Source organism: Dehalogenimonas etheniformans (assembly GCF_014672715.2).
Lineage (GTDB): Bacteria > Chloroflexota > Dehalococcoidia > Dehalococcoidales > Dehalococcoidaceae > Dehalogenimonas > Dehalogenimonas etheniformans.
Map to the genome: position 1 here is coordinate 839,280 of NZ_CP058566.2, position 22,778 is coordinate 862,057.

Annotated in this window: 19 protein-coding genes; 6 read left to right on the forward strand and 13 right to left on the reverse strand. The window is 49.1% G+C overall.

What is annotated here, in order from left to right; genetic code table 11:
- The first annotated feature begins 78 nt into the window (after positions 1–78).
- Complete coding sequence (locus tag HX448_RS04250; protein ID WP_102330473.1) at positions 79–627, forward strand: HD domain-containing protein; 549 nt, start codon at positions 79–81, stop codon at positions 625–627.
- On the opposite strand, the gene HX448_RS04255 is transcribed toward HX448_RS04250, so the two are convergent.
- Complete coding sequence (locus HX448_RS04255) at positions 624–3,197, reverse strand: AAA family ATPase (RefSeq protein ID WP_102330472.1); 2,574 nt, start codon at positions 3,195–3,197, stop codon at positions 624–626. The genes HX448_RS04250 and HX448_RS04255 overlap by 4 nt on opposite strands.
- A gap of 161 nt (positions 3,198–3,358) precedes the next feature.
- On the opposite strand from HX448_RS04255, the gene HX448_RS04260 reads away from it, so the two are divergent.
- On the forward strand, positions 3,359–3,739 hold the full coding sequence (locus tag HX448_RS04260; RefSeq protein WP_162485874.1) for a hypothetical protein: 381 nt from the start codon (positions 3,359–3,361) through the stop codon (positions 3,737–3,739).
- A gap of 11 nt (positions 3,740–3,750) precedes the next feature.
- On the opposite strand, the gene rpoD is transcribed toward HX448_RS04260, so the two are convergent.
- The 4 genes from rpoD to ppsA form a co-directional block, all read right to left on the reverse strand.
- Positions 3,751–5,265, reverse strand: a complete 1,515-nt coding sequence (rpoD, locus tag HX448_RS04265; protein ID WP_102330470.1) for an RNA polymerase sigma factor RpoD — start codon at positions 5,263–5,265, stop codon at positions 3,751–3,753.
- Positions 5,266–5,268: 3 nt separating this feature from the next.
- Positions 5,269–7,035 carry a DNA primase gene (gene dnaG / locus HX448_RS04270; protein ID WP_102330469.1) on the reverse strand — a complete coding sequence of 589 codons (1,767 nt, stop codon included), beginning with the start codon at positions 7,033–7,035 and terminating at the stop codon, positions 5,269–5,271.
- A complete protein-coding gene (locus HX448_RS04275; protein ID WP_102330468.1) occupies positions 7,036–8,070 on the reverse strand; it encodes a deoxyguanosinetriphosphate triphosphohydrolase in 1,035 nt (344 codons plus the stop codon). It abuts the gene before it with no gap.
- A 186-nt stretch (positions 8,071–8,256) separates the two neighbouring features.
- A complete protein-coding gene (gene ppsA / locus HX448_RS04280; RefSeq protein ID WP_102330467.1) occupies positions 8,257–10,515 on the reverse strand; it encodes a phosphoenolpyruvate synthase in 2,259 nt (752 codons plus the stop codon).
- Between the two features lie 264 nt (positions 10,516–10,779).
- On the opposite strand from ppsA, the gene HX448_RS04285 reads away from it, so the two are divergent.
- The 4 genes from HX448_RS04285 (at position 10,780) to HX448_RS04300 (ending at position 15,311) form a co-directional block, all read left to right on the forward strand.
- On the forward strand, positions 10,780–11,343 hold the full coding sequence (locus tag HX448_RS04285) for a bifunctional nuclease family protein (RefSeq protein WP_102330466.1): 564 nt from the start codon (positions 10,780–10,782) through the stop codon (positions 11,341–11,343).
- A gap of 164 nt (positions 11,344–11,507) precedes the next feature.
- On the forward strand, positions 11,508–13,304 hold the full coding sequence (gene aspS, locus HX448_RS04290; protein ID WP_102330465.1) for an aspartate--tRNA ligase: 1,797 nt from the start codon (positions 11,508–11,510) through the stop codon (positions 13,302–13,304).
- Positions 13,305–13,332: 28 nt separating this feature from the next.
- Positions 13,333–14,694: a trigger factor gene (gene tig / locus HX448_RS04295; RefSeq protein WP_102330464.1), complete on the forward strand. Its 1,362-nt coding sequence runs from the start codon at positions 13,333–13,335 to the stop codon at positions 14,692–14,694.
- On the forward strand, positions 14,691–15,311 hold the full coding sequence (locus HX448_RS04300; RefSeq protein ID WP_162485873.1) for an ATP-dependent Clp protease proteolytic subunit: 621 nt from the start codon (positions 14,691–14,693) through the stop codon (positions 15,309–15,311). The genes tig and HX448_RS04300 overlap by 4 nt, the downstream gene beginning before the upstream one ends.
- 70 nt (positions 15,312–15,381) lie before the next feature.
- On the opposite strand, the gene HX448_RS04305 is transcribed toward HX448_RS04300, so the two are convergent.
- From HX448_RS04305 to HX448_RS04340, 8 genes are all read right to left on the reverse strand, one after another.
- Positions 15,382–18,597 carry an ATP-binding protein gene (locus tag HX448_RS04305; protein WP_102330463.1) on the reverse strand — a complete coding sequence of 1,072 codons (3,216 nt, stop codon included), beginning with the start codon at positions 18,595–18,597 and terminating at the stop codon, positions 15,382–15,384.
- An 18-nt stretch (positions 18,598–18,615) separates the two neighbouring features.
- Positions 18,616–19,539 carry a polyprenyl synthetase family protein gene (locus HX448_RS04310; RefSeq protein WP_162485872.1) on the reverse strand — a complete coding sequence of 308 codons (924 nt, stop codon included), beginning with the start codon at positions 19,537–19,539 and terminating at the stop codon, positions 18,616–18,618.
- Positions 19,540–19,591: 52 nt separating this feature from the next.
- Positions 19,592–19,801, reverse strand: a complete 210-nt coding sequence (locus HX448_RS04315; protein ID WP_102330461.1) for a hypothetical protein — start codon at positions 19,799–19,801, stop codon at positions 19,592–19,594.
- A 55-nt stretch (positions 19,802–19,856) separates the two neighbouring features.
- Positions 19,857–20,102 (reverse strand): hypothetical protein, encoded by a 246-nt coding sequence (locus HX448_RS04320; protein WP_102330460.1) that lies wholly within the window; start codon positions 20,100–20,102, stop codon positions 19,857–19,859.
- A gap of 137 nt (positions 20,103–20,239) precedes the next feature.
- Positions 20,240–20,431, reverse strand: a complete 192-nt coding sequence (locus HX448_RS04325; RefSeq protein WP_190259842.1) for a hypothetical protein — start codon at positions 20,429–20,431, stop codon at positions 20,240–20,242.
- Positions 20,432–21,116: 685 nt separating this feature from the next.
- Positions 21,117–21,356 carry a hypothetical protein gene (locus HX448_RS04330; RefSeq protein WP_102330457.1) on the reverse strand — a complete coding sequence of 80 codons (240 nt, stop codon included), beginning with the start codon at positions 21,354–21,356 and terminating at the stop codon, positions 21,117–21,119.
- 89 nt (positions 21,357–21,445) lie between these two features.
- Positions 21,446–21,874 carry a MarR family winged helix-turn-helix transcriptional regulator gene (locus HX448_RS04335; RefSeq protein ID WP_102330456.1) on the reverse strand — a complete coding sequence of 143 codons (429 nt, stop codon included), beginning with the start codon at positions 21,872–21,874 and terminating at the stop codon, positions 21,446–21,448.
- A gap of 286 nt (positions 21,875–22,160) precedes the next feature.
- On the reverse strand, positions 22,161–22,373 hold the full coding sequence (locus HX448_RS04340) for a hypothetical protein (protein ID WP_102330455.1): 213 nt from the start codon (positions 22,371–22,373) through the stop codon (positions 22,161–22,163).
- Positions 22,374–22,778: the final 405 nt, after the last annotated feature.

Genomic DNA, 22,778 nt, shown 5'->3' on the forward strand with positions numbered 1-22,778 from the left:
TGACTTGACATGTTATCAGCTAATCCGTTTTTTGACAACGCAGTTATTGGTTTCTTAAGATAAACCGAGGAGTATAAGATGGAACGAGAACAAGCCCTGGCGGCGGTAAAAGAAAAAATCAGTAACCCCAATCTGATCAAGCATATGCTGGCGACTGAAGCCGTTATGCGAGCGCTTGCCGAGAGATTCGGCCAAGTTATCGATGAATGGGGACTCGCGGGCTTGCTGCATGATATCGACCTCGATGAATGTAAAGGTGATATGTCAGTTCACGGGAGACTATCAGCGGAGATGGCAAGGGAAATGGACGTCTCCGATGAGGTATGTCATGCTATCCTCTGCCATGGCCTGCTCGGAGAACCCTGTATCAGTTTGATGGACAAAGCTTTATATTGTGCCGATCCAGTCACAGGATTGATAACCGCCGGCGCTTTGATTCGGCCTGAGAAGAAACTTTCAGTGGTTGAAGCTAAATCGATCCTTAAAAGGTTTAAAGAAAAGAGCTTTGCAGCTGGGGCGAACCGGGAGCAGATCGCTAAATGCTCAGAAATCGGTTTGACCCTGGAAGAGTTCATCACTTTATCCCTCAAAGCGATGCAAGGGATATCTGATGACCTTGGTCTCTAGTTATAATTGATCCGAAGGTCACTCCCATCAGCCGTTTTGAACACTTCGATTCGTGCCGGAAAGGCATCTTTGAATTCTTCGATGTGAGTAATTACCAGCACGCACTCGAATTTGTCCTGGATTGAAGCGATGGCCTCTTTCAATTTTTCTATGCCTGCCGCGTCCTGGGTGCCAAACCCCTCATCTATGACCAGCGTTCGTAACGGTGCCCCTGACCTGTGCGCCAGCAATCTGGATAATGCCAGCCTAAGCGCGAAGTTTATGCGAAATGCTTCTCCGCCGCTGAACAGGTCATAGTCACGTGTGCCGAGTTCATCCGCAATCTTGATGTCAAAGGTCTCAGCGATGTCTCCCTTTTTAGTGGCGCGCTGCATTTCCAGTTTCAGGCTCATTCGGTTGTCGGTCATTTTAGCTAGCAGCCGATTGGCTTCAGCCTCCATTTCGGGAATGGCGCTCTCGATAAGTACCGCCTGGATGCCGTTCTTGCCGAACGAAGCCTGAAGTTCTTTGTAGATGCTTTCATCAACAGCATACTTCTTGAGTTCAACAGCTTTTTTAAAGAGCGAATTTTCCAGCTCATCAAGGTGAACCAAGGCTTGTTTCAAACTGCCCAACCGTTCGGAGTCCGAGTTTACGGAAATTGACAATGATTTAACGGTCGATTCTGCATCCTCGATTTGCTGGGCATCGATTCTCGGAATCTGGGACAATGACTGTCTTTGTGTGTCCGCCTCCTGAATCCGCTGTGCTAGTCTTTGTTCGAGTTCACTGATCGTCTTGAGAGCCTTATCTAAATCTTTCTCCTCCTGTGTGAGGAGCTTCTCAGCTTGATAGAGTTCTTGATGACGCTTTTCGAAGGGTTCAAGTTCGTTGATTTGAGCTTGGACACGTCGATGCGCCGTGGCGTCATAACCCATTTTTCGGATTTCTTGCTCGAGAGAAGCGATCGAATTTCTTTCTTCGAGGGCAAATTCACCTTTTTCAATCTGCTGAGTCAGCGCAGTGATCTGCTTCTCCCCTTCAGGGAGGCGTTTTGAAGCAGATTCCGCTTCCGCGAGTTCTGTCTGCAATTGCGCTTCGAGCTTGCCCAGGCGCAAGACCTCAGACCTTAATGAGCCTTCCATCGCCAAGTGGCGTTCCAGTTCGGTTATCTCTCTGGCTTTGTCTTTTTTAGAATCTGCCAACATAGCTAACGCGGACTCGGCCGCCCGGCGCTCAGCGACGTATCTTGTTTGTACCGTTTTGAGCCGATCTTCGCTGAGTTCCGCCTCACAGACCGGGCAGATTGCGGCTTGGCCCGCGGAAGCGAGCATTCCAGTCTTTTCAGCAATTTCTGCCAATCGGCGAACCTGTCCTTTCTCTTCAGCATCAATAGCCGCCACCTCAACTTTGACTACCTGAAGCTGCCTGGATTCAGCTTCGAACTGAGTTTGCCTTTCTTTGAGCTTTTCTGCCTCCAACCCGAGATCGTCCAAAGAGAGTCTCAGGCTGCTCGATTTGGCCGCCCTTAGCGACAATTCGTCAAATTTGGATTGCCACGTCGATCTTTTGTTTAAAAGAATGTGTCTGGCTTCGGAAATCTGTTTGTCTAATTGCATGTATTGTTGTTCGAGTGTTCGCAGTTCGCTGAGTTTCCGATTATCGTCCTCATTGATTTGGCGGGCCGATAATAAACGAGAATACCCATCCACAATCTCTGCCCGGTTATGTACAATATCTCGATGAATTTTAATGCGTTTCTCTATCTCAAACCTGTCATTATGTCTCGCTTTTAGGTCGTTCTCAGTATCCACCACCGCCGACTCGGCTTGGCGCAGCATTTGTTCTCGGGTTTGGATCAGTTGCCACGATGATTTCAGGGAATCCAGGGTTAGCCGCGCTTTAGACAGCTGTTCGTTCGATTCGGCGAGCTGTTTTTGGGAGGACAAAAGAGCGGATTCCAACTCCGGCCTGCGTTCCAGTTGTTTTTGCTCGATTTCCATAGTCACGCTTATCAAACTCTTGGCGGAAGCCGCTTCACTCGCCTTGTCCCTTGCTTTTTCCGCTAATTCATCGTAAACATCCAGACCGAGAATGCTGACGAGGACCTCCTTGCGTTCATTAGGACGAAGTACTGTGAAATGATCGGCTTCGCCTTGTTTGAGATAGGCGCTGCTCACGAATGTCTCGTATTCCAAATGAAGAACATTTTTTATCTTCACTTCGGTCTCGGCGATAGTGTTGCCAGAGATTGTTCTGAAACCCTCCGGGGATCCGACGAAGAGGTTTAAGCTGCTCTGTCCTGAACTACCTGTCTTTTTCGGTTTAGCGCGTCGCCGGACAACCCGGTAAATCTGGTTGTCGCCCGTGCGGAAATCGAAGCTGATCTCGGTTTCGGTTTCACCCTGGGTTATCAGGTCATCATCTGAGGTGGTTTTGCTTCGAAGCCGGGATTTTCCCCAGAGAGCCCAGGTGATCGCATCGATTATTGAAGATTTTCCGGACCCATTGTCACCGGTGATGCATGCAAGATGGATTCCATCAAAAGAAAGGGGTGTTATTTCTCCGCGATACGGCAGAAAATTTTTCATTTTGAGGCGAACTGGAATCAAGGGTTAATTACCTCGCGATTGATTTTAACATAACTAGTTTGTTTTACGCTGATCAGCGCTATGTTGGTGTTCGAATTGCTCGATGGTAACATGTTGTTATGAACATAATTAAGCGCCGAATCGGGATGGCTCTATTATCCATGATTGCATTGGGCTTGATATTGCCAATAAGTGGTTGCAGCAATTCAGGATATAGCACGTTCAACATCCATGAAGGTATGCAGCCGTTGTCTTTTGAATACCCAGAACATTACAAGCTGGTTCGCCTCGATATGGAAAATGATGATACGGCGCAGTATACGACGATAGGGTTGGTGTCTGGCGACTCCGCGAATTACTCGGAAATATATTTGTATATATGGAATACAACCGTAGACCTGCCCGGGTCAAAACAAATCATGGATCAGTTGCTTGAAAATGCTGCCCAAACCTTGACTGGGTACAAATTGGAAAGTAGAAGCGGAGCTACGATCGTGGGTATAACGAAAAAAGGCGGCTTGAGAGCCGCCTTTTTTCGTTAACATATCTGATTTTACTCAAGATAGTCTTTAAGTTTACGACTCCGGCTCGGATGGCGCAGCTTACGAAGCGCCTTGGCTTCAATCTGACGGATACGCTCGCGGGTCACGTTGAATTCCTTCCCCACCTCTTCAAGAGTTCTGCTCCGGCCGTCCTCCAACCCGAACCTGAGCTGCAGCACCCTGCGCTCTCTGGGAGTGAGGCTTCCCAGGACGCTGTCGATCTGCTCTTTGAGTAGTTGGCGGGAGGCCGCATCTGGGGGCGGCAGCGCGTTTTGGTCCTCAATAAAGTCTCCGAGGTGTGAGTCTTCTTCCTCGCCGATTGGAGATTCAAGTGAGACAGGTAATTGAGATACTTTAGCGATCTCCCTGACCTTATCAGCGGGTAATTCCATTTCAACCGCGATTTCATCCGGGGTTGGTTCCCGGCCCAGTTTTTGGGACAGCGATCTTGAAACTGACAAAAGCTTGTTGATCGTTTCCACCATGTGCACCGGTATGCGGATCGTCCTCGCCTGATCGGCAATAGCCCGGGTGATTGCCTGGCGTATCCACCATGTCGCGTAAGTTGAGAATTTAAAACCTCTGTGGAAATCAAATTTTTCCACTGCTCTAATGAGACCTATGTTGCCTTCCTGAATCAAGTCGAGCAGGGGCATACCTCGACCGATGTGTTTTTTGGCGACACTAACCACCAGCCTTAGGTTAGCCTGGATGAGGTGCCTTTCGGCTTTTTTAGCTTCGATTTCAACGGTATCAAGGTAATTCTTGAGTTGATGTTCATAGTGCTCTAATCGGTTGATAAAAGCCGGATCGACAACGAGTTTATCAATATCGGCCAATTCCATGTCAGCGGGAATACCATCGAGGACTTTTTTAGGTAAAAGGTCGCTGTTCAGAGAAAGATCGATCAGCGCCTGTTCGATCTGAGATACCGGCGCACCCTGTTCTTCCGCAATGCTCTTGGTAAGTTCCTGATCGATCTCCTGGTCGATACTGGCCCGCAACTTAGGAGAAAACACCGCCTCTTTGAAGTTAGTTGACACCGGTAGCCCAAGTTGTTTCTGTAACATGCTGACGGTTACAGCAGCCTTGACTAACTCCTGGAGCATGCAAACCATGGTCTCCACCGCAGTCGGGGGATGGCCGTCTTTTAAGCGGCACTGCTCGCGTATCTCTCGGATACGCTTGCCTTCCTCCATTTTCTTGGCGAGCATTTTCTCGGTTTCGGCATTGAGTAACGGCACGCGGCCTATCTCATGGAGATACATCCTCACAGGATCATCAACGATGCCGTGCTCGAGCTGTTCGAGTGGCATCTCAAGGTCTGGCAATAAAGCCTCAGCTCCCTCGGGGAGGGTGTCTGATTCTGCCTCCGCCTCTGCTGAAAGGTCTTCTGCCGTAAGATCTCCTGGACTGGAAGGGCCAGCCTCTTCTTCAGCCTCCTTTTCTTCATCCTCTTCGACAGGAGCAATCGGTGTTTCCAGGTCCTCGTCGTTTATAGAATTTTCAGCGCGTTCCTTTTCCATTCATTACCTCCCGGGGCTTCTGTGTTTTTGGTTTTCACGTTTGTCTAGTTCCGCCAGACGACTAGCCAATGATAGTGCCTGTTCTCGATATCTGAGAAGTTCCACGGCGCTTCCCTTGTCGCCTTCAGTATCTAATATTGCACTGATTCTAGATGCGTATGACTTAAGATATTCTTTTTCTAAATGTAACGCACATTTTTGCAGTCGGTCAGCCAAACGGTCGTCGGGAATCGGTTTTGCCGAGATATTTTCAAAACATTCCCAAACAGATGGATCAAGTTGTTCTTTTAACAAAGTACCATCGTTACTGGTCAAACAATGGCGGTAGATTTCACGATTCTCAATACTATTTAGATAATCTTCCCGGAAGCCGCCACAAGCGGACTTCAACTCGGGATGTTTTATTAATATTGCCAAGAAATGCTTTTCCAATTGATAAGCCCTTGATGATAAGGGGATGACGCGAGATGGCTCCGCTAGTTTGGCGCCGGGCTGGGGTAGTTTAAGTTGTAGCAAGCTGAATTGCAAGTCTGCAGCCGTAGTTCCAACTCTTCCCGCAAGAAGCGCCAGATAATGCGCCCGCCGGACCGGGTCGTTGATCCCGGCGATGACAGGCAACAATTTGGTGACGAGGTCTGCCTTACCCATGGCGCTGTGGAGGTCGGTGGACCCAATGGCTCTCTCGAACACAAAATCGACGATGGGTGTTGCCGATGCTATCAGCCGATGCCATTCTTCGGCGTCTGCTCTAATTACCTCGTCCGGATCCAGACCCTGAGGTGCAGTCACCACCCTGATCTCACGCTCGAGCAGGTTTTCAAAAGGGACACATCTTGCCATTGCTTCCTCGCCGGCAACGTCGGCATCAAGAGCCAGGATAAGGTTGGAAGACAATTTTTTCAGGGTGTTCAACTGTTTATCGTTAATGGCAGTGCCCATTGATGCAACGGTGTTGGTGAATCCGTACTGGTGGCTGATGATCGTATCGATATAACCTTCAACTATTACGGCGGTATCTACGACGCGGATGGCCGTGGCGGCCAGGTTGAGTCCATATAGTGTAGAGCTTTTGGAGAAAAGGGGCGTTTCAGGAGAATTCAGGTATTTGGGCTGGGAGTTGTCCAGAACTCGGGCTCCGAAGCCCGTTATGCGCCCCTTGATATCGGCGATAGGAAATATGATTTGGTCTCTGAACCGGTCGTAAAGGCGGCCGGAGTCGCTTCGGCCTAGCAACCCGGCGTCGGTGAGCAAATCGTCGGTGTAGCCGGCATTATTGAGATGGTCTTTGAGTGCCTGCCACTCGGGTAAAGCATAACCCAGTTGGAAATCAGCTATTGATTTGGAATCAACGCCCCGTCTCTGGAGGTAGGTACGGGCTTTTTCACTTGCTGGTGCATTTAATATCAGTCCATGAAAATACTGAGCTGCCGCAGCATTGACCGCGTAAAGATCTGAACGGTGGCCGGCTTCCGGTGTGGATTGGAATCTGGAAGGTAGGGAAACGCCGTACTTTTCCGCCAGCCTTTCAAGCGCTTCTGAGAACGACCAGCCCTCTTTTTTCATCAGGAAAGAAAATACATCACCGCCAGTGGCGCAGGCTCCGAAACAGTGCCAGGTACCGGATTCAGGGTAAACAAAAAAGCTACCATGTTTTTCCGAATGGAACGGACAAAGCCCTTTTAAAGACTTGCCGGAACGGGCTAATGTCGTGTACTGACTCACCAGTTCGACGATATCTGCCCGGGATTTTATTTCGTTGATAACGTCCATTTAAACAAGACCAAATGATAAAGCCGTTTGAGTAGCGAACTGATCGGTCATACCGGCTATATAGTCGACGACACCCCTGGCCGGATCATCGGCATCACGGAATTCGAGTGGAAGATTTTGAGGAGATTCGAGGTAGAACCGGTACAAACTCCTTACGGTGGCACGAGCATTTTCCGCATAGTGATCGCGGTTCCTGTACACCCGCTCAAATAAAAAATCCCTTAGCAGGTTGCAGGCACTCAGGACGGATTGGCTCATTCCGATCTTGACGGGTAACTCGGGCGCAGTGCCTGAAACACCGAAGGAAGAGGCAATAACGTCGCGAACCATGGTGTCAACTATTTTGGAGTGAGTCTGTCCCAACACCTCTACCGCCTGACAGGGAAGATCCGATAGATGGATTATACCCGCTCTGACCGCATCGCCAATATCGTGGTTAATATAGGCTAAAGCATCAGCCAAGCGGCAGACTTCACCTTCCAGTGTCGCCGGCTCACCTGCGGCAGAAGCCATAATGTCACCCTGGGCTTTGGAGTGATTAAGTATGCCATCACGCACTTCGGCGGTTAAGTTCAATCCCTGACTGTTGTTTTCCAACTTTTCAACCACTCTGAGGCTCTGAGCATTGTGCCGGAAGCCGCCCGGATAGAGTTCGCCTAATACTTCTTCGCCCACATGCCCGAAGGGGGTGTGACCCAGGTCGTGACCAAGGCTAATGGCTTCGGCCAAATCCTCATTCAGACGCAGCGCCCTGGTAATTGTCCGCGCGAGTTGCGAAACCTCCAGGGTGTGGGTAAGCCGGGTTACGTAGTGATCGCCTAACGGTGCGATAAAAACCTGGGTTTTATGCTTCAGCCGACGAAAGGCTTTAGCATGGATGATACGGTCTCTGTCGCGTTGGAATTCAGTACGTACCGGGCTCGGTTCTTCAACTTTCTCTCGTCCCAGAGTATTGACAGACAAGGTCGCGTATGGTGACAGCCATTGGCGCTCCCGGTCTTCCAGGTAATGGCGAATATCGGGGAGGTGGGTCATGGAGAGGTTAATCTCCGATCACGGGGCGAATTAGGCCAGGAATGATCCCGAAAAAAAGCAACAGTCCGCCGAAAGATTGTCAAGTGCCCAATCCCGGGGGTGAAACGGCTCAATACTGTCCCCGCTATATACTTTCCAGAACATGAAAGACTGGTAGTTTGTGTGAAACTAAACCTTCAACAACAATTAGACTTGTACCTTGGCTTCTGCTTTTGCGATGATTTCCCGGGTGGTGCCAATCATATCGGGACTGACCGAAACCGAGGTAATCCCCCAGGCTACCAGTTTCTCGGTCATTTCAGGATAAACGGAGGGCGCCTGGCCGCAGATTGAGGAGGTGATACCTTTTCGTTTGGCGGTCTTTACCGCAATTTCAAGGGCAGCCATAACGGCGTCATTACGCTCATCAAAAGTGTCCTGGAGTTTTTCGGAATCACGGTCGATTCCCAGAGTCAATTGAGTGAGGTCATTCGAGCCGATCGAAATGCCGTCAATCCCGACGTCGATGAATTTGTCCATCAGGAAAATATTGGCTGGAATCTCAGTCATCATCCACAGCTTGAAGTCCGGTCCACGTTTCAAACCTTCCCCTTCCAATATCTCTTTCGCTCTGCTTAATTCATTGACCGTGCGGACAAACGGAATCATGACCCAAAGATTGGGATAATCCTTGCGGACCCGTTTGATGGCTTCGATCTCCATTTTGAAGCTTTCGATATCACGGATATAGCGGGAGGCTCCACGATAACCAAGCATCGGATTTTCTTCAGGAAGTTCGTATTTGTCGCCACCCTCGAGTTCCCGATATTCGTTAGTCTTGAAATCGGTAGTTCGATAGACCACAGGGCGCGGATAGAATGCCTTGGCGAATGGAACAATTCCTTCGTACAATTTCTTGATGAATTCTTCTTGTCTACCCGTTTCGATCATGTAACTGGGATGCTTACCGATTCCGCTTATGATGAACTCGGCGCGGAGTAATCCGACGCCATCGACATTACGGGCTGCGACCATATCAGCCAATTCTGGCTGAGCCAAGTTAACATAAACTCTTGTTTTGGTCTTGATTGCATCGCGCACCATGCTGACGACAGAAGAGGTTTGAATGCGGCGGGTGACCTTTCCCGGGTATACCTTGCCATGGGTACCATCAACCGTAATCACTTGGTCGTCCCTAAGCACCTTCGTAGCTTCGTGGGTTCCGACGACGCAGGGTATGCCCAATTCTCGGCTGACGATCGCGGCATGGGAGGTACGGCCGCCTCTGTTAGTGACGATAGCGGCGGCCCTCTTCATCGCCGGAACGAAGTCTGGAGTCGTCATTTCAGCGACCAGAATGTCGCCCGAATCGACGCGGTCGATCTCTGACGGGTCCATCAGGATTTTTACTGGACCAGATGCCAAGCCGGGGCTCGCGGGGGAACCCTCGAGGATCGGCTGTTCTTTAATCTCAGGTTCTTCTTCAAGAGCTTGTTCTTTAATTGCGGTTACGGGACGGGATTGAACCACATAGATGGCACCATCTTCTTTGGCCCATTCGATATCCTGAGGCATGCCGTAATGTTTTTCGATGTGCATGGCCAATTCGGCAAGCTTCAGAACGTCTTCGTCGCATAACTTCTGCTGCTCTTGCTTGTCAACGGGTACCTGTTGCCAATAATTGGCAGCTTCTCCGGTGCCCGATGTGTTCCTGACGAGACGCCGGTCTTGGAAGCTTATCCGGCGTGACAATATAGCCGGCCCTTCTTTGGAAACGATGAACAGGTCCGGGTTGATTTCGCCCGAGACCAACCCTTCACCAAGGCCGTAAATGGCCTCGATCACTATTTTGGACGGATCGTGGGTGATCGGTTCAATAGTGAAAATGACGCCGGAGGTAACCGACTGCACCATGCGCTGCACTGGCACGGCGATTCCAACCTTGAAGTGATCGAAATGCTGTTCTTGGCGATAATAGATAGCACGGGCTTCAAACAAGGACGCCCAGCACATCTGGACGGCATGAACCACCTGATCAGGGCCTTCTTGATTGAGATAAGTGCTCTGTTGTCCGGCGAACGAAGCTTCCGGCAGGTCTTCAGCAGTGGCTGACGAACGGACCGCAACCAGGCCACCGCCCAACTTGGCGTATGCGTCTTTAATCTGCCGAGCAAGGGTTTCAGGTAAAACCGTTTTCATGATCAGTTCTTTGACCCTGGCTGATGCGGCAGAAAGAGCCTTCGAGTTTTCTATGTCCAAACCCTGTAGAATTTCGCGGATCTTGGATTGGACGCCGGAAGACTCTATAAAATCGTAGTAAGCAGATGAAGTAATAATAAAGCCAGGAGGGACGGGAATCTTGGCATTGGTCATTTCACCGAGGTTAGCGCCTTTGCCGCCGACCAGTGGTATGTCCTGTTTGGTAACCTGGTCGAACCAGACAATCGCTTCCGGCATTTTCTGCATCCCTGCTGTCTCCTTCCCGAGCTGTTTGTTTATGGTCAAGCGCCAGAGGCAGAGTACGACTTTGTTGGAAACGCGAGCGAGCCCTCATCTTTGGAAAAGGCCAGTTATTCTACAACAAATCAATCCCTTTGTTAAAGTGTTACAAAAAACCAGACTAGTTTACCACGTTCCAACTATATTCAATTTCATTGACACCCTATGGTCATAAAGGTAGAATTGAACCCATCGATATGTGTCTCAGAAGCGGGGAGGCTCCTCATATAAATGATTGAAATGACGATAGAAAGCATCCGTGTTAGCCTTGTGAATTATCAGCGCGTGGTGATGCTTAAAGAAAAGAATACGCTACGCTATCTGCCTATCTGGATAGGTTCGGCTGAAGCCCAGGCCATTGCGATACGGTTGCAGGAAGGCATACAGGTCCAGAGACCGATGACCCATGACCTTCTAGCCACCACTATCGAAGTTCTGGGGGCCAAAGTAGAGCATGTCATCGTAAATGACCTAAAAAATGACACCTTTTATGCCAAAATTTTATTGAACGTAGGCGGCAACCAAATCGAAATCGACTCTCGTCCTTCAGACGCACTGGCACTGGCGGTGCGCGTTGAAGTTCCGATCTATGCGGACGAATCGGTCCTGGACAAGGCCGGCATCGTTCTCGAACGCGAAGGCGAAAGCTCAGAAATCGTAGAGAGTGTGGATGGTGCCGGGGACATCTCTGAAAAACGTAAAAAGACTAGCGAAGACGAAATAAAGAAGATGAGTGCCTTCCGCGATTTTATCGACAATTTAGACCTCGAGGACTTTGACAAACGCAAATCGTAAGAGTGGCGTCACGTGGAATCAAATCCGAAGAGAGGGGAGAAAATCCCCTCTCTTTTTTGGACCGGAATAAACTGTCGGTTTCTTTACTAAAGCTGATTCATTGAACAAACAATCCGCCTGGGTTATAATTTAACTTTAATACTTTGATTTTGAGGAGCCGAGCGTTGCTTAAAGACCACCAATGCGGAGAACTGACCGATAAGAATCTAGGTCAGAAGGTCATCCTGGCGGGGTGGGTGCACCGCCGGCGAGATCATGGCAACTTGATATTTATTGATCTGCGTGATCGTTCGGGGATTGTTCAGGTTGTTTTCAACCCTGAAAAAGCCAAAGAAGCTCACCATTTGGCCGAAGCGCTCCGGTCGGAGTTCGTTCTGAGGGTCAAAGGCACCGTGTCACATCGGCCTGAGGGCACTGAAAACAAGAGGATGCCCACCGGTGCAATCGAAGTTAATGCCGAAGAACTCGAAATATTGAATGAATCAAAGACCCCTCCCTTCTATGTCAATGAAGAGGTTGAGGTCGATGAGAGTTTGCGCCTGAAATTCCGCTACCTTGACATAAGGCGGGAACGCATGCGGAATAACATCATCCTGCGCCACAAAGTTGTCACTTTTATGCGCCAGTATCTGAACGACCGGGGGTTCCTCGAAATCGAGACTCCGATCCTGCTTAAAAGCACCCCGGAAGGAGCGCGAGACTATTTAGTCCCTTCGAGATTGTATCCCGGCAAATTCTACGCTCTGGCTCAGTCACCACAACAATTGAAACAGCTTCTCATGGTCGCAGGTATTGAGAAGTACTACCAAATTGCACGATGTTTTCGCGATGAAGATCTCCGGGCGGATCGGCAAATGGAGTTCACCCAACTTGATCTTGAAATGAGCTTCGTTGAAGAAGAAGACATGATGGAACTCCTCGAAGGGTTGTTCTCCAGCCTCGTGGAAACGGTTACCCCTGGGAAGACTTTTAGAAAACCATTCCCGCGGCTGTCCTTCCACGATATTATGGATCGCTACGGCTGCGATAAACCTGATCTCCGTTTTGGCCTAGAACTGGCTGACATCTCGGACATCGTTGTCGGGAGCAGTTTTGGAGTGTTTTCAAACACCATCGCCAGGGGCGGAGTCGTCAAAGCCATCGTCGCTCCTGGCTGTTGGGGTTATAACAAGAACCAAATCGAAGAATTGATCGAATTCTCAAAGAAACTGGGCGCAGCAGGTTTGGTTCCCATAGCACTGGGTGGAGAATCCGGAAACCTCCAGCAGCTGGAGATGGACAAGGTGAGATCGGTAGCAGCCAAATACCTATCGTTGGATCAGGTTAAAGCCATCGCCCAACGGTCCGGAGCTAACCCGGGAGACTTGATCCTAATCGTCGCCGGCGAACGCGAGCGGACTAATGCAGTACTTGGTCAACTGCGCAATGAACTTGGCTGCAGACTAAAACTTGCCGATCCCAACGAGTTGGCTTTCGCCTTTGTTGTTGATTTCCCGCTCTTCACATGGAATGAAGAGGACAACCGGTGGCAGGCAACACATCACCCTTTCACCGCCCCGCGAAAAGAAGATATGCCGCTCCTGGCGGAGCAGCCCGGAAAGGTACACGGCCGCCACTACGATCTTGTATTGAACGGTTATGAGATCGCCGGAGGCAGTATCCGTATCCATCAGCCTGAACTTCAGCGGCAGGTTTTCCGGATTCTAGGCCACAGCGACGAGCGAATCCAGACTTTATTCGGTCAACTTCTTGACGCATTCGAATACGGCGCGCCGCCCCACGGTGGTGTTGCGCCCGGCATTGATCGGGTGGTCGCCATTCTCGCGGGCGAGCCCACGATTCGTGAGGTTATTCCGTTCCCGAAGAACCAGGCTGGGCTTGATTTGCTGTTCGGTTCTCCGTCAGAGGTCACTCAAGCTCAGATCGATGCCGTTCACATTTCGGTGAAGTTACCACAGTAGTCTATAATAAATTTTGATAGGGGATTTAATGAAAGTTACCGAGAAAAAGATCGAGGGTTGTGAAGCCCTGCTCACCATCGAAATGGACAGCGCTTCCATGGAGGATGCACTTGACCATGCTTATCAAAAGCTGGTCAAGAAAGTAGACGTTCCGGGATTCCGCAAGGGCAAAGCCCCCCGTCAGATTTTGGAAAATTTCGTGGGCCGTGAACGGCTCATCGATGAATCCCTTGATGAGGTACTTCCGCACGCCTGCGCCGAAGCCATCAAAGAAGAAAAACTCCAGAGCTTTGGCACTCCTGGGGTCGAAGTCCTCCAGAACGAGCCCCTGATTTTCAAGGCGAAGGTACCGCTTCCCCCCAAGGTGGAGTTGGGCGATTATAAAAGCATCAGGCTTGAGCCCGAAAATGTTGAAGTAAAGGATGAAATCATTGACGGGATGATCAGGCAGCTTCAACATGAAAAAGCCATCTGGGAGCCGGTTGAGAGACCAGTCAAATCGGGTGACCTCGTTGTCATGGATCTGGAAAGCACGATTGACGGAGCGCCATTCATTAATCAAAAAGGTCTTCAGATCGGTATTGACGAACAATCGAAATATCCAGCACCCGGATTTTCTCAGGAGATCATCGGGCTGGCACAGGGCGACACCAAAGAATTCAAATTGAAATACCCTGATGACTTCGCCAAACCTGAATTAGCAGGCAAGGAGCCTGAATTCAAGGTCAAAATCAATGAGGTCAAGGAGGAAAAGCTGCCTCCGACTGATGATGATTTTGCAATGTCGCTCGACGTGGAAATGCCTACGTTCGAGGCGCTGAAAGCTCGTCTCACCGAAAATTACCGAAAGCGCATCGAGCAGCAAGCTAATCAAGATTACGAAAATCGCCTGGTTGCTGAGCTCATTAAAATGAGTAAAGTGGAATATCCGGCCAATCTGGTTGATATGGAATACGAACGGCTTGTTAACGCCCAGATGGAACGTTGGAGGTCTCAAGTCAATTCTGAGGCCGAACTGGAAGAATTGTTAGGCCGTGTGAACCCAGAAGAACTTGCCAAGCAATTGCGACCTATGGCGGAGGATCGGATCAAAATCTCCCTTGCTCTTGGTAAGCTGTCTTCTGCTGAAGACATCAAGGTAACCGATGCGGATATCGATGCCGAGGTTACTCGAATGCTGGAACCTGTACCCGAGGATCAACGAGCAGCCCAGCGACAGCAAATGGAATCAAAAGAAGCTCGCGAGCAGGTCGTTCAAGTGTTGCTTTCGCGCAAAACGATGGAACGGTTGAAACAAATTGCAACTGAACGACTGCCGACAGAAGCGTCCGCAGAAACGACGCCTACTACCGAAAACGAAACCGAAAACAAAGAGGAGGCTACACCATGACAATGAAACCATCCAACATTATCCCTATGGTTATCGAAAGCAGCGCTCGAGGTGAGCGGGCTTTCGACATTTATTCTCTCTTACTGAAAGAACGTATCGTTTTTCTTGGCACCGAGATCAATGATCAGGTCGCCAACATCATAATTGCCCAACTTCTCTTCCTTGACCGTGAGGATCCTGATAAAGACATTAGTCTTTACATTCATTCGCCTGGCGGGGTCATATCTGCCGGTTTGGCTATCTATGACACCATGCAACTGATAAGACCTGCTGTCTCAACCATCTGTGTCGGAATGGCGGCTTCGATGGCCACCGTTCTCCTATGCGCGGGCGCAAAAGGTAAGCGTTTCGCGCTGCCGAATGCTACTATCCACATGCACCAGGCACTGGGTGGAGCGAGGGGCCAAGCCGCCGATATTGTAATTGCCGCCCGAGAAATCACCCGGATGCAGGACATCATTCGTGACATCCTTTCCAAGAGGACCGGACAATCCCTTGAAAAGATCGCCCACGACACCGACCGGGACTTCTATCTAAATCCCGAAGGCGCTAAAGAATACGGTCTGATCGACGATATCCTTAAAAAGCCTGAAGAAAAGAAACCCGCCAAAAGTTAGTTTATCTGCTTTGGTATCCCTTGCCCGAGGGCTACAACAGCCCTCGGGCGTTTTTGTAGGGTCTGGCTTGTCAATCCGGATTCGGAGATAGCACACGATCTACCATCGTTTGAACGGCAGATTGGTCGAACGGTTTTGTAAGCACTTCGAGGCGATGCTTTGAGATGAATGCCTGGACATCCTCTCCAAGGGCATCGCCGGTGATGACAATCACCCTCCCTTCAAATTCGGGTTTTTGCGAGATAATTTCCCGGTACAGAGCCATACCGCTTGTGCCGGGCATCCTCAAATCCATAAGAATAATATCGTATGGGCTCGATCTTATCAGTTCGAGCGCTTGTTGGGCGTTTCCCGCTACGTCAATAATCCTATTTTGGTCAGAGAGAGATTGCCTTAATAATCGCTGGATAGAAATTTCGTCGTCGATGACGAGTACCCTGATGTTCGAGTTAGTTCGGCGGGAAACGGTAGTCACCGGATCTAGCAGAACGTTTTCAGATTCTGAGTTAAGAGGCAATTCGATCGTAAATGTGGCGCCACGCCCTAGCTCGCTGGCTATATCGATACTCCCACCGTGCTCCAGGATTATAGACCGGGAAATTGATAGCCCGAGGCCGGTGCCTTCTCCGGGGCTCTTGGTCGTGAAAAACGGTTGGAATAGCTTAGGTAGAACTTCCGGTTCGATCCCCGGTCCGTTATCGCTGAACACGATTCGCAAGTGATCGCTGATTTTCTTGGCGGAGATGGTAATAACGCCGGTATGCCCGGTCTTTTTGATGGCGTGCTCAGCGTTAACAATTAAATTCAAAAACACCTGCTGCAGTTGACCGGGATCGGCGACTATCCAGGGTAGGTCATCCTGGTAATTTTTGACGACATCTATTCCAGCCGTCCTGAGCACATAATTTCGGAGTTCGAGGGTATTGTCGATAAGTTCGGTGACACTCAAGCTTGTTTTGAAAGGTTTTGTTTGGCGGGCAAATGTCAGCATCCGCTTTACGATTTCCGCCACCCTTTTGCTGCCGTCGGCGATTACCTTAACCTCTTCTTTTAACTCATCCGGGATATCCTCGGAAAGCATCAGTTCAGCGTAACCCAAGACTCCGGTAAGGGGGTTATTGATTTCATGTGCTATGCCCGCAGCCATTTCCCCAACGGCAGCTAGCCGACTCGATAGTTCCGCCTTTTCTTTCAATCTCTGTTGTTCGGCTTCGGCGTTCTTGACGGCAGTGACATCGCGGGCAATATGCACGTATCGTCCGGAAGATTTTCCATCGTTATTGAGCGTTGAAATATTGATCTGGTACACGCAGCCGCATCTGGCGATCTCACTGCTAGGACCACACGCTTTCCCCGAAGAGAAGCCGGGACAGCTCTCCGGGGGTGCATCCGTATTGTGCATCAGTTCATAGCACTTTTTGCCGATGGTCTGGGCGGGAGATAATCCTAATTTATCTGCCATTGCTCGGTTGACCCTGATGATGTTATGGTCAGCGTCCAAAATGCAAATCAAATCTGGGATAGAGTCGAAAGTGCTCTCCCATTCCTGCTTGGCGTTGAGGATGGCCTGCTCGTGGCGTCTTCGTTCTGAAATATCTCTCTCGGCGATTAATATGCCTCGCAATGAAACGGCTGCCACCGAGGCCAAACCCTGGATGAGATAAAAATCGGAGCCGTTAAATTCCTGGCGTGAGGTTTTTCCCGATATGAACAACACGCCAACTTCCTTGTCCGCGGCTACTAGGGGTATCACAAAGGCAATATCCGGATTTGGTGTGTCCGCTAGATTTGGGAATTCTTTACCGACGTTCCGGCGAACAATGAGGCTCAGCAAATCACGTTGTCTGGATTCAGTAGCAAAAATCCCCCTGGCCGCCCCCACCTCGAATGAGCCGGTGTCTGTGGCAATGAACAGGGAGGCTCCGGCAAGGTTGAGCGCGCTCATGGGTGCATCGATAATCAGGGAAGATGCGACTTCTTTATCGCTTGTAGCGCTCAATGAAGTGCTTAAATTCTGGATCGTTTTTCGATAATCGAAGCGGTCTTTGTAAAACAACTTATCGATCATCGTCTCGACGAGGTTTTTGATGGGGCCGAGCAAAAACACAGCTAATGCGGATAGTCCCAGAGCTAAAATGAAGCGTTCAAAGAAACCCGGAGCGATGCCGCTAGAAAATACCAGGGCGAATGCTGCCCAAATAAGCATAGCCAGGATGATAGTGATCACAGCGTAGATAAAGCTGCGCCGTATAACAACTTCTATTTCGAGTAATTGTTTAGCCACAACGGCATAGCCGAGAGACAAGGGGATAAATGACAGGAAAGCCAGTCCTACATCTGAAGGCAGAACTACCGCTCCGGTGACGGCTGCAGGAATCGCGTTTAATGCAACAAATGGCACTAATCCAAAAACACAGCCGATTAGAACAATTTTCATCTGTTGGCGGGTCTGGGGTAATTGAGCCCGGACATAGTTATAAATGGCGACTCCCACTACCCCGAGAAAACCCATTCCGTAACTGAGGAGTCTGAACATCCGGAATTCGGGAAGCGGTTGGCCGTTTGCGTAACCAATTATTGGGTACATAACGATCGCAATCGCAGGGATTACATAGATTATCAGTATTCGTGGATCATTGCGGAGCCAGGCTCTTTCGTCAGGTAAAATCAAAAAGAAATGCAATAACAACCATGGGCCAATCAGGGCGGCCAATACCGCAGGATAAGAAGAAATGGGGATTAGTCGTTCAGCCGCTAAGGTTGAACTGAGTGCTACTGAGAGTGTTGTTCCGGAAAGAAGAAGAATGAGAGCTGCAGTGTTATCAGGTTTCTTTGACAATATGTAAAAGCCGGTTAAGAAGAATGCGGCACTAAGCACAAACCAAGATATAATCTCGAAAAACGATTTTCTCGATTGTGGATCAACGTTGATTTCAGAAGAAAGAATTTGTCCGTTGGGCTGTAACACTTTGAGTTGTTCAATCAGCCTGATAGAACCAGATTTTTCGAATCTTTGCAAGAACGTATCGGCTGACTGTGCATTCACTTCGAGCGGTTTATCACCAACTTGAATCCCAGCAGAAAAAGCAGTGCCATGACGGTCCACACTCTCTATGAGCCATCCATGCTCTCCAAATGAAAGGACCGCTCCCATATAAGGTTTGGTAGCGCAGAGGGCAAAGAAGATTAATGAAACTACCAGAAAAAAGAAGGATACGCCGATAATGGCGTTGTTAACGATTTTACGTCGTTTTCCAATCAGGTTGTTGTGAGCTAGGATTGACAAGGCTACCCTTATCCGTTATTAGTTTAGGAATTCCATCAATTGACGAACCGAAATCCCACGATGCTCGAGAGCATAGTGTGTTTCTTTTGCCAATTCTCGATGAAAGCTCATTTTAAGGGAAGTATATTGAATTCCACCTGAACTAAATAACACATTTTTGACCTGGTCTGTGCTGACTTCATTCAAACATGAAGGATTAAAGGCTTTCTCGAGAATTGATCTGGATTTGTCATCTGAATGAGAGAATCCAAAAAACATAGGCAAAGTTGGCTTTCGTCTGATGATGTCCTTTTTGGTTATTACACCGACAATGTCGTTGCTAAATTGGGCCATAATTCCTAAGTTTTGGCCAAATACTGAGAATAAGTCAACCACCATGTTGTCAATAGTTGATAAGGCTGCACCAGCGTGACAACAGCATTCAATTTGCGAGGCGGATTTGAGTTTGACAATGTCTAAATATTGACCCTCATTAAGAACTGATCGTGCAAGTGAAAGATCGAGGTGCTGACCGATGCAAGCGTTCGTAAAAAACGAATTTATTTTTTCAATCACACGGAGCGTTGTTTCGTTATTAATTCCGCGATTATTCAATCGAGTTAGTGCTTTTTCAGCCAAAATTAATAGAGTTGTTCCGGTGTTAGCGGCGATCGCGGTACCATATTTTGAAGATATAGAATCTGACACATCTGAATCTTCAATGTCATCGAAAACGTCACCCGCCGCCATTAATAATTGAATGGCGGCGGCTGCTGGTACAACGTGTTCGCAATTTCCCGAAATCGAATCAGCTACTACAAGTGGGAGTAACGGCCAAGGTTTTTGAGAATTAGTTGATGTAGGATCTCGGCCCTCGACCATAAGGATATTCCTGATTAATTCAAACAAATCTGTCGTGTTACACAAAGGAGTTAGAATTTCTTCTAACTCCTCGTTGAGCAATTGTTTTTGTTTCTCTAATTTAGACGACAATTTTGTGTGTCTGAGTGTTTAGTTATAACCATCCGGCCATAGGCCCAATGTTCGACTGTAATGAAACGCCATCGGCGGTAATAAGGCCGGTCTTAGCGTGCAAAGAGAGTACAGCGTTCTTTTCGGTGGCAGTCAAATCCATCGCAGAGATGAACTTCTCGGGATCAGCCTGGAATTCTTTCTTGGTTTCCTCGTTGCTGAAGATCTTTTTTACAAGTTCCGCTAGTTCCACTAAGGCTCCTCCTTCGATAATTTGTTAAGGATTATAAACTTAAGGTGGTGAATCGTCAATAACTATTATTATCCGAAAATTGAAAAATGTAATCTTTATGAAACAAAAAACCGGTTGGTACGGGATACTTCCGCGGACTCACTGTTCTCTTTCCGAACCAGGCGTAGGCTGCCAGGGTGCCCAACATCAGCGGCTGAATAAGATAGGTCCTGACCCGGGTGTCGATGGGCAAATGAGGCAGCGCCAGGTTTATCACCAGGTAAATGCCTAATATGGCGCCAATGATCGGGATGCTATTCAATCGGGTTAACTTTACGGGAAAATCCCAAGGTTAGTGTATTCTGGCGCTTCCGGCGCCGTCAGTATGACTTTAGTAATACTTGAATATTGTTGATACGGTACACGTTGGGCGCCGCCTCGAGGGAAGCGATCAACTTGTTACAGGCGGTCGGAATCCTGAGCCGGGGTCGTTTTGAGGGCGACAAATTCATCGCAGCCTGCCCTCATCCGGTAGGCCAACCGGCAATGGCAGGGATATAGGTTGCGGACGCATCCGGAGCAGATGTGGAAGGGGTCCTTGCGCACTTCCGCGGGCGTGAGCGAATGCCTTATGGGTCTTATCTCGAGCATTGTGCTTTTCCTGCTTTCCAATAATACATATTAGCAGGCAAGCAGTACCTTCTCTGTCGCTGGAATGATGAAAAGGTGTCGCTGAAACGCTGAAGAATGCGGATGCCGGCATTTTCCCCATAGATGAAAACGAATGAAACGAATCCTTTTGCCGGGGTAGTTGTAAGGTTCCGGGGTATTGTTTTTTTGTTTTTTCACTATTGATGTTATTTTCCGAAAACGACCCGGAATTTACGTTCATTTCTGGAAAAAACGACTTCGCGGCTATTGAAACAATTCTCCTTCTGCATCGTGGGAATGAGGGCTCCGCGAATTGTTTCACCGGCGCGGGTCGAGAATCAAATGTCTCCGGTTGCATGGCGGAAGCGGGCCGATAGCGTACACTAGTGCTAATATTCATGACGGGATATTATAGCACGGACGTTCCTTAGGGTTGTCAAGCGTTTCGTGACGTTTTTGGAGGAATATTTTTGGAAGCTGTATGCTGTCAGCGGTCAGCTATCAGCCACAGTGTTGTACCGCCTTTCCCTACCCTCTCCCCGTGGGGGAGAAGGGGGGGAGTGACGACCTTCCCCAGCCCAATGCGATCGGTGTACTATTCGCAGACGATTGCCACGCCTTGCCGCTTGGCAAGGCTCGCAAAGATATTTCTGGGGTATGATCAGAAATCACAATGGACCGAGGGTTACTCTTTGGCGCTTCCGACCCTGTTGAGTTCTTCTCCGATGTCCTGGATCCGGCCTTCCGTCCTTGCCAGAGTCGCCGAGAGCCGGGTTTTCAAGTTGGTATCTTCGCCGGCGGCGTGGTCAAGCTCGTCCTGCAGCTTCACCATCAGCGCTTTCAACGCGGCGTGTTCATCGACTAGCTTTTCGACTTTAAGCTGTCGATCCGTTAAGTTCCGGGTGATTTTCTTCTTTCGTTCCATGCTCTGTTATTCACTTTCCACGATCATCAGATATTTATCGATGGGCACTAACCCAAAACCAGGCCCGCCAAAGAGCCCGGCCGGGTATATTACGGAATCAGTTTCCTGGTTTGTTTGAGCGTTTTGACGTTCTCCGAAATGGTGTACAGTATACGGTCCAGCGATACTTTATCCTGTGGATCCAGTTTGGCAAATGTCTTTTCAATGATTAACCTGGCTACGGGCAAAGCCATCCTGATGACGTAGTCACCGACATCGGTCAACCGGATTTGAACGCAGCGCCGGTCGGACTCGCTGTTTTCTTTTTCAACCAAACCCTGTCGAAGGAGTCGGCGAACTAAAGTGGTGACATTGCTCGAACCGGTCCTGGTTCGACCCGCAAGGGCGCTCATTGTCAACGGGCCATCGTATAAAAGAGTAATCAGAACGGCAAATTTACCCGAGGAGATCCCGAGCGCTTTGGTCAACAGCCTGTCGGTTTCCTTCAGCGCTGCCTGATAGGTGCTGAGCATATTCATGAATAATTTGCTGTCAGCATCGGCCAGCCTGTTTTTACTAAAGATAAACTGCTCGTTTATTTGAATATTTCACCAATGAAGTATTTCTTATTTTACCGGGGTGCCGAAACAGGTTTCAAGAAAAGATGACCTCTACGCCGTCAAAACGATCTTTATTACACAGGTATAGTACTCGCGATAGAGATTCAAAATAGCCAGTTATCCAGTCGTTTAAGAGTTAAACCGAGATTCTTCGGCAAAGCCTCAGAATGACAAAGGGAGAAACGAAGCCGGGAGTTGTCTTTTGTCAGTGAGGATGGTCGAAACGGTCAAGGTAGTCCATATCCTGGCATAAGCGCTGTTTCAGCACGAGAAACTCGGGGCAATCGCCGGTAATTTTGAAAGCCTTAGGGCAGTTATGGGGGTACAGGTTGCGGGCGCAGCAGGAGCATACATGGTTGGGATCCCGGCAAACTTTATCAGAACCGTTCGGGTGTTCAGATGGGCCTTGTTTCGGCATTTCGCTTTCCCTGCTTTCCGGTTTTGAATGCTAACAGGCAAGCAGAAACTTTTCTGTCGCTATTATGATGAAAAATGTCATCGAAAACGCTTAAAGCCGCCCAAGAAATGTTCCCCACTGCCGCTTGGCGCGGCAGTGGGGAACTCCTCGGAGGAGTTCTATAATTACTTTCCCAGATCAAGCCGATCATCTGTCCGTTCATGGTTCGAAAAGCTCACCGCGAACGGAATTAGCGGGGTAGACTCACCCCCGCGAGATCTCGGGTAGTACGCAAGTTTACGAGAATATGACTATCGGCCTATTTATTATCGCGTCGCTGGCAATCAATAATGGTACACGTGACATTATTCGGATATACCCGCGGATTCAACACTCCATGGACCCATCCGGGCGGACCTGAAAACG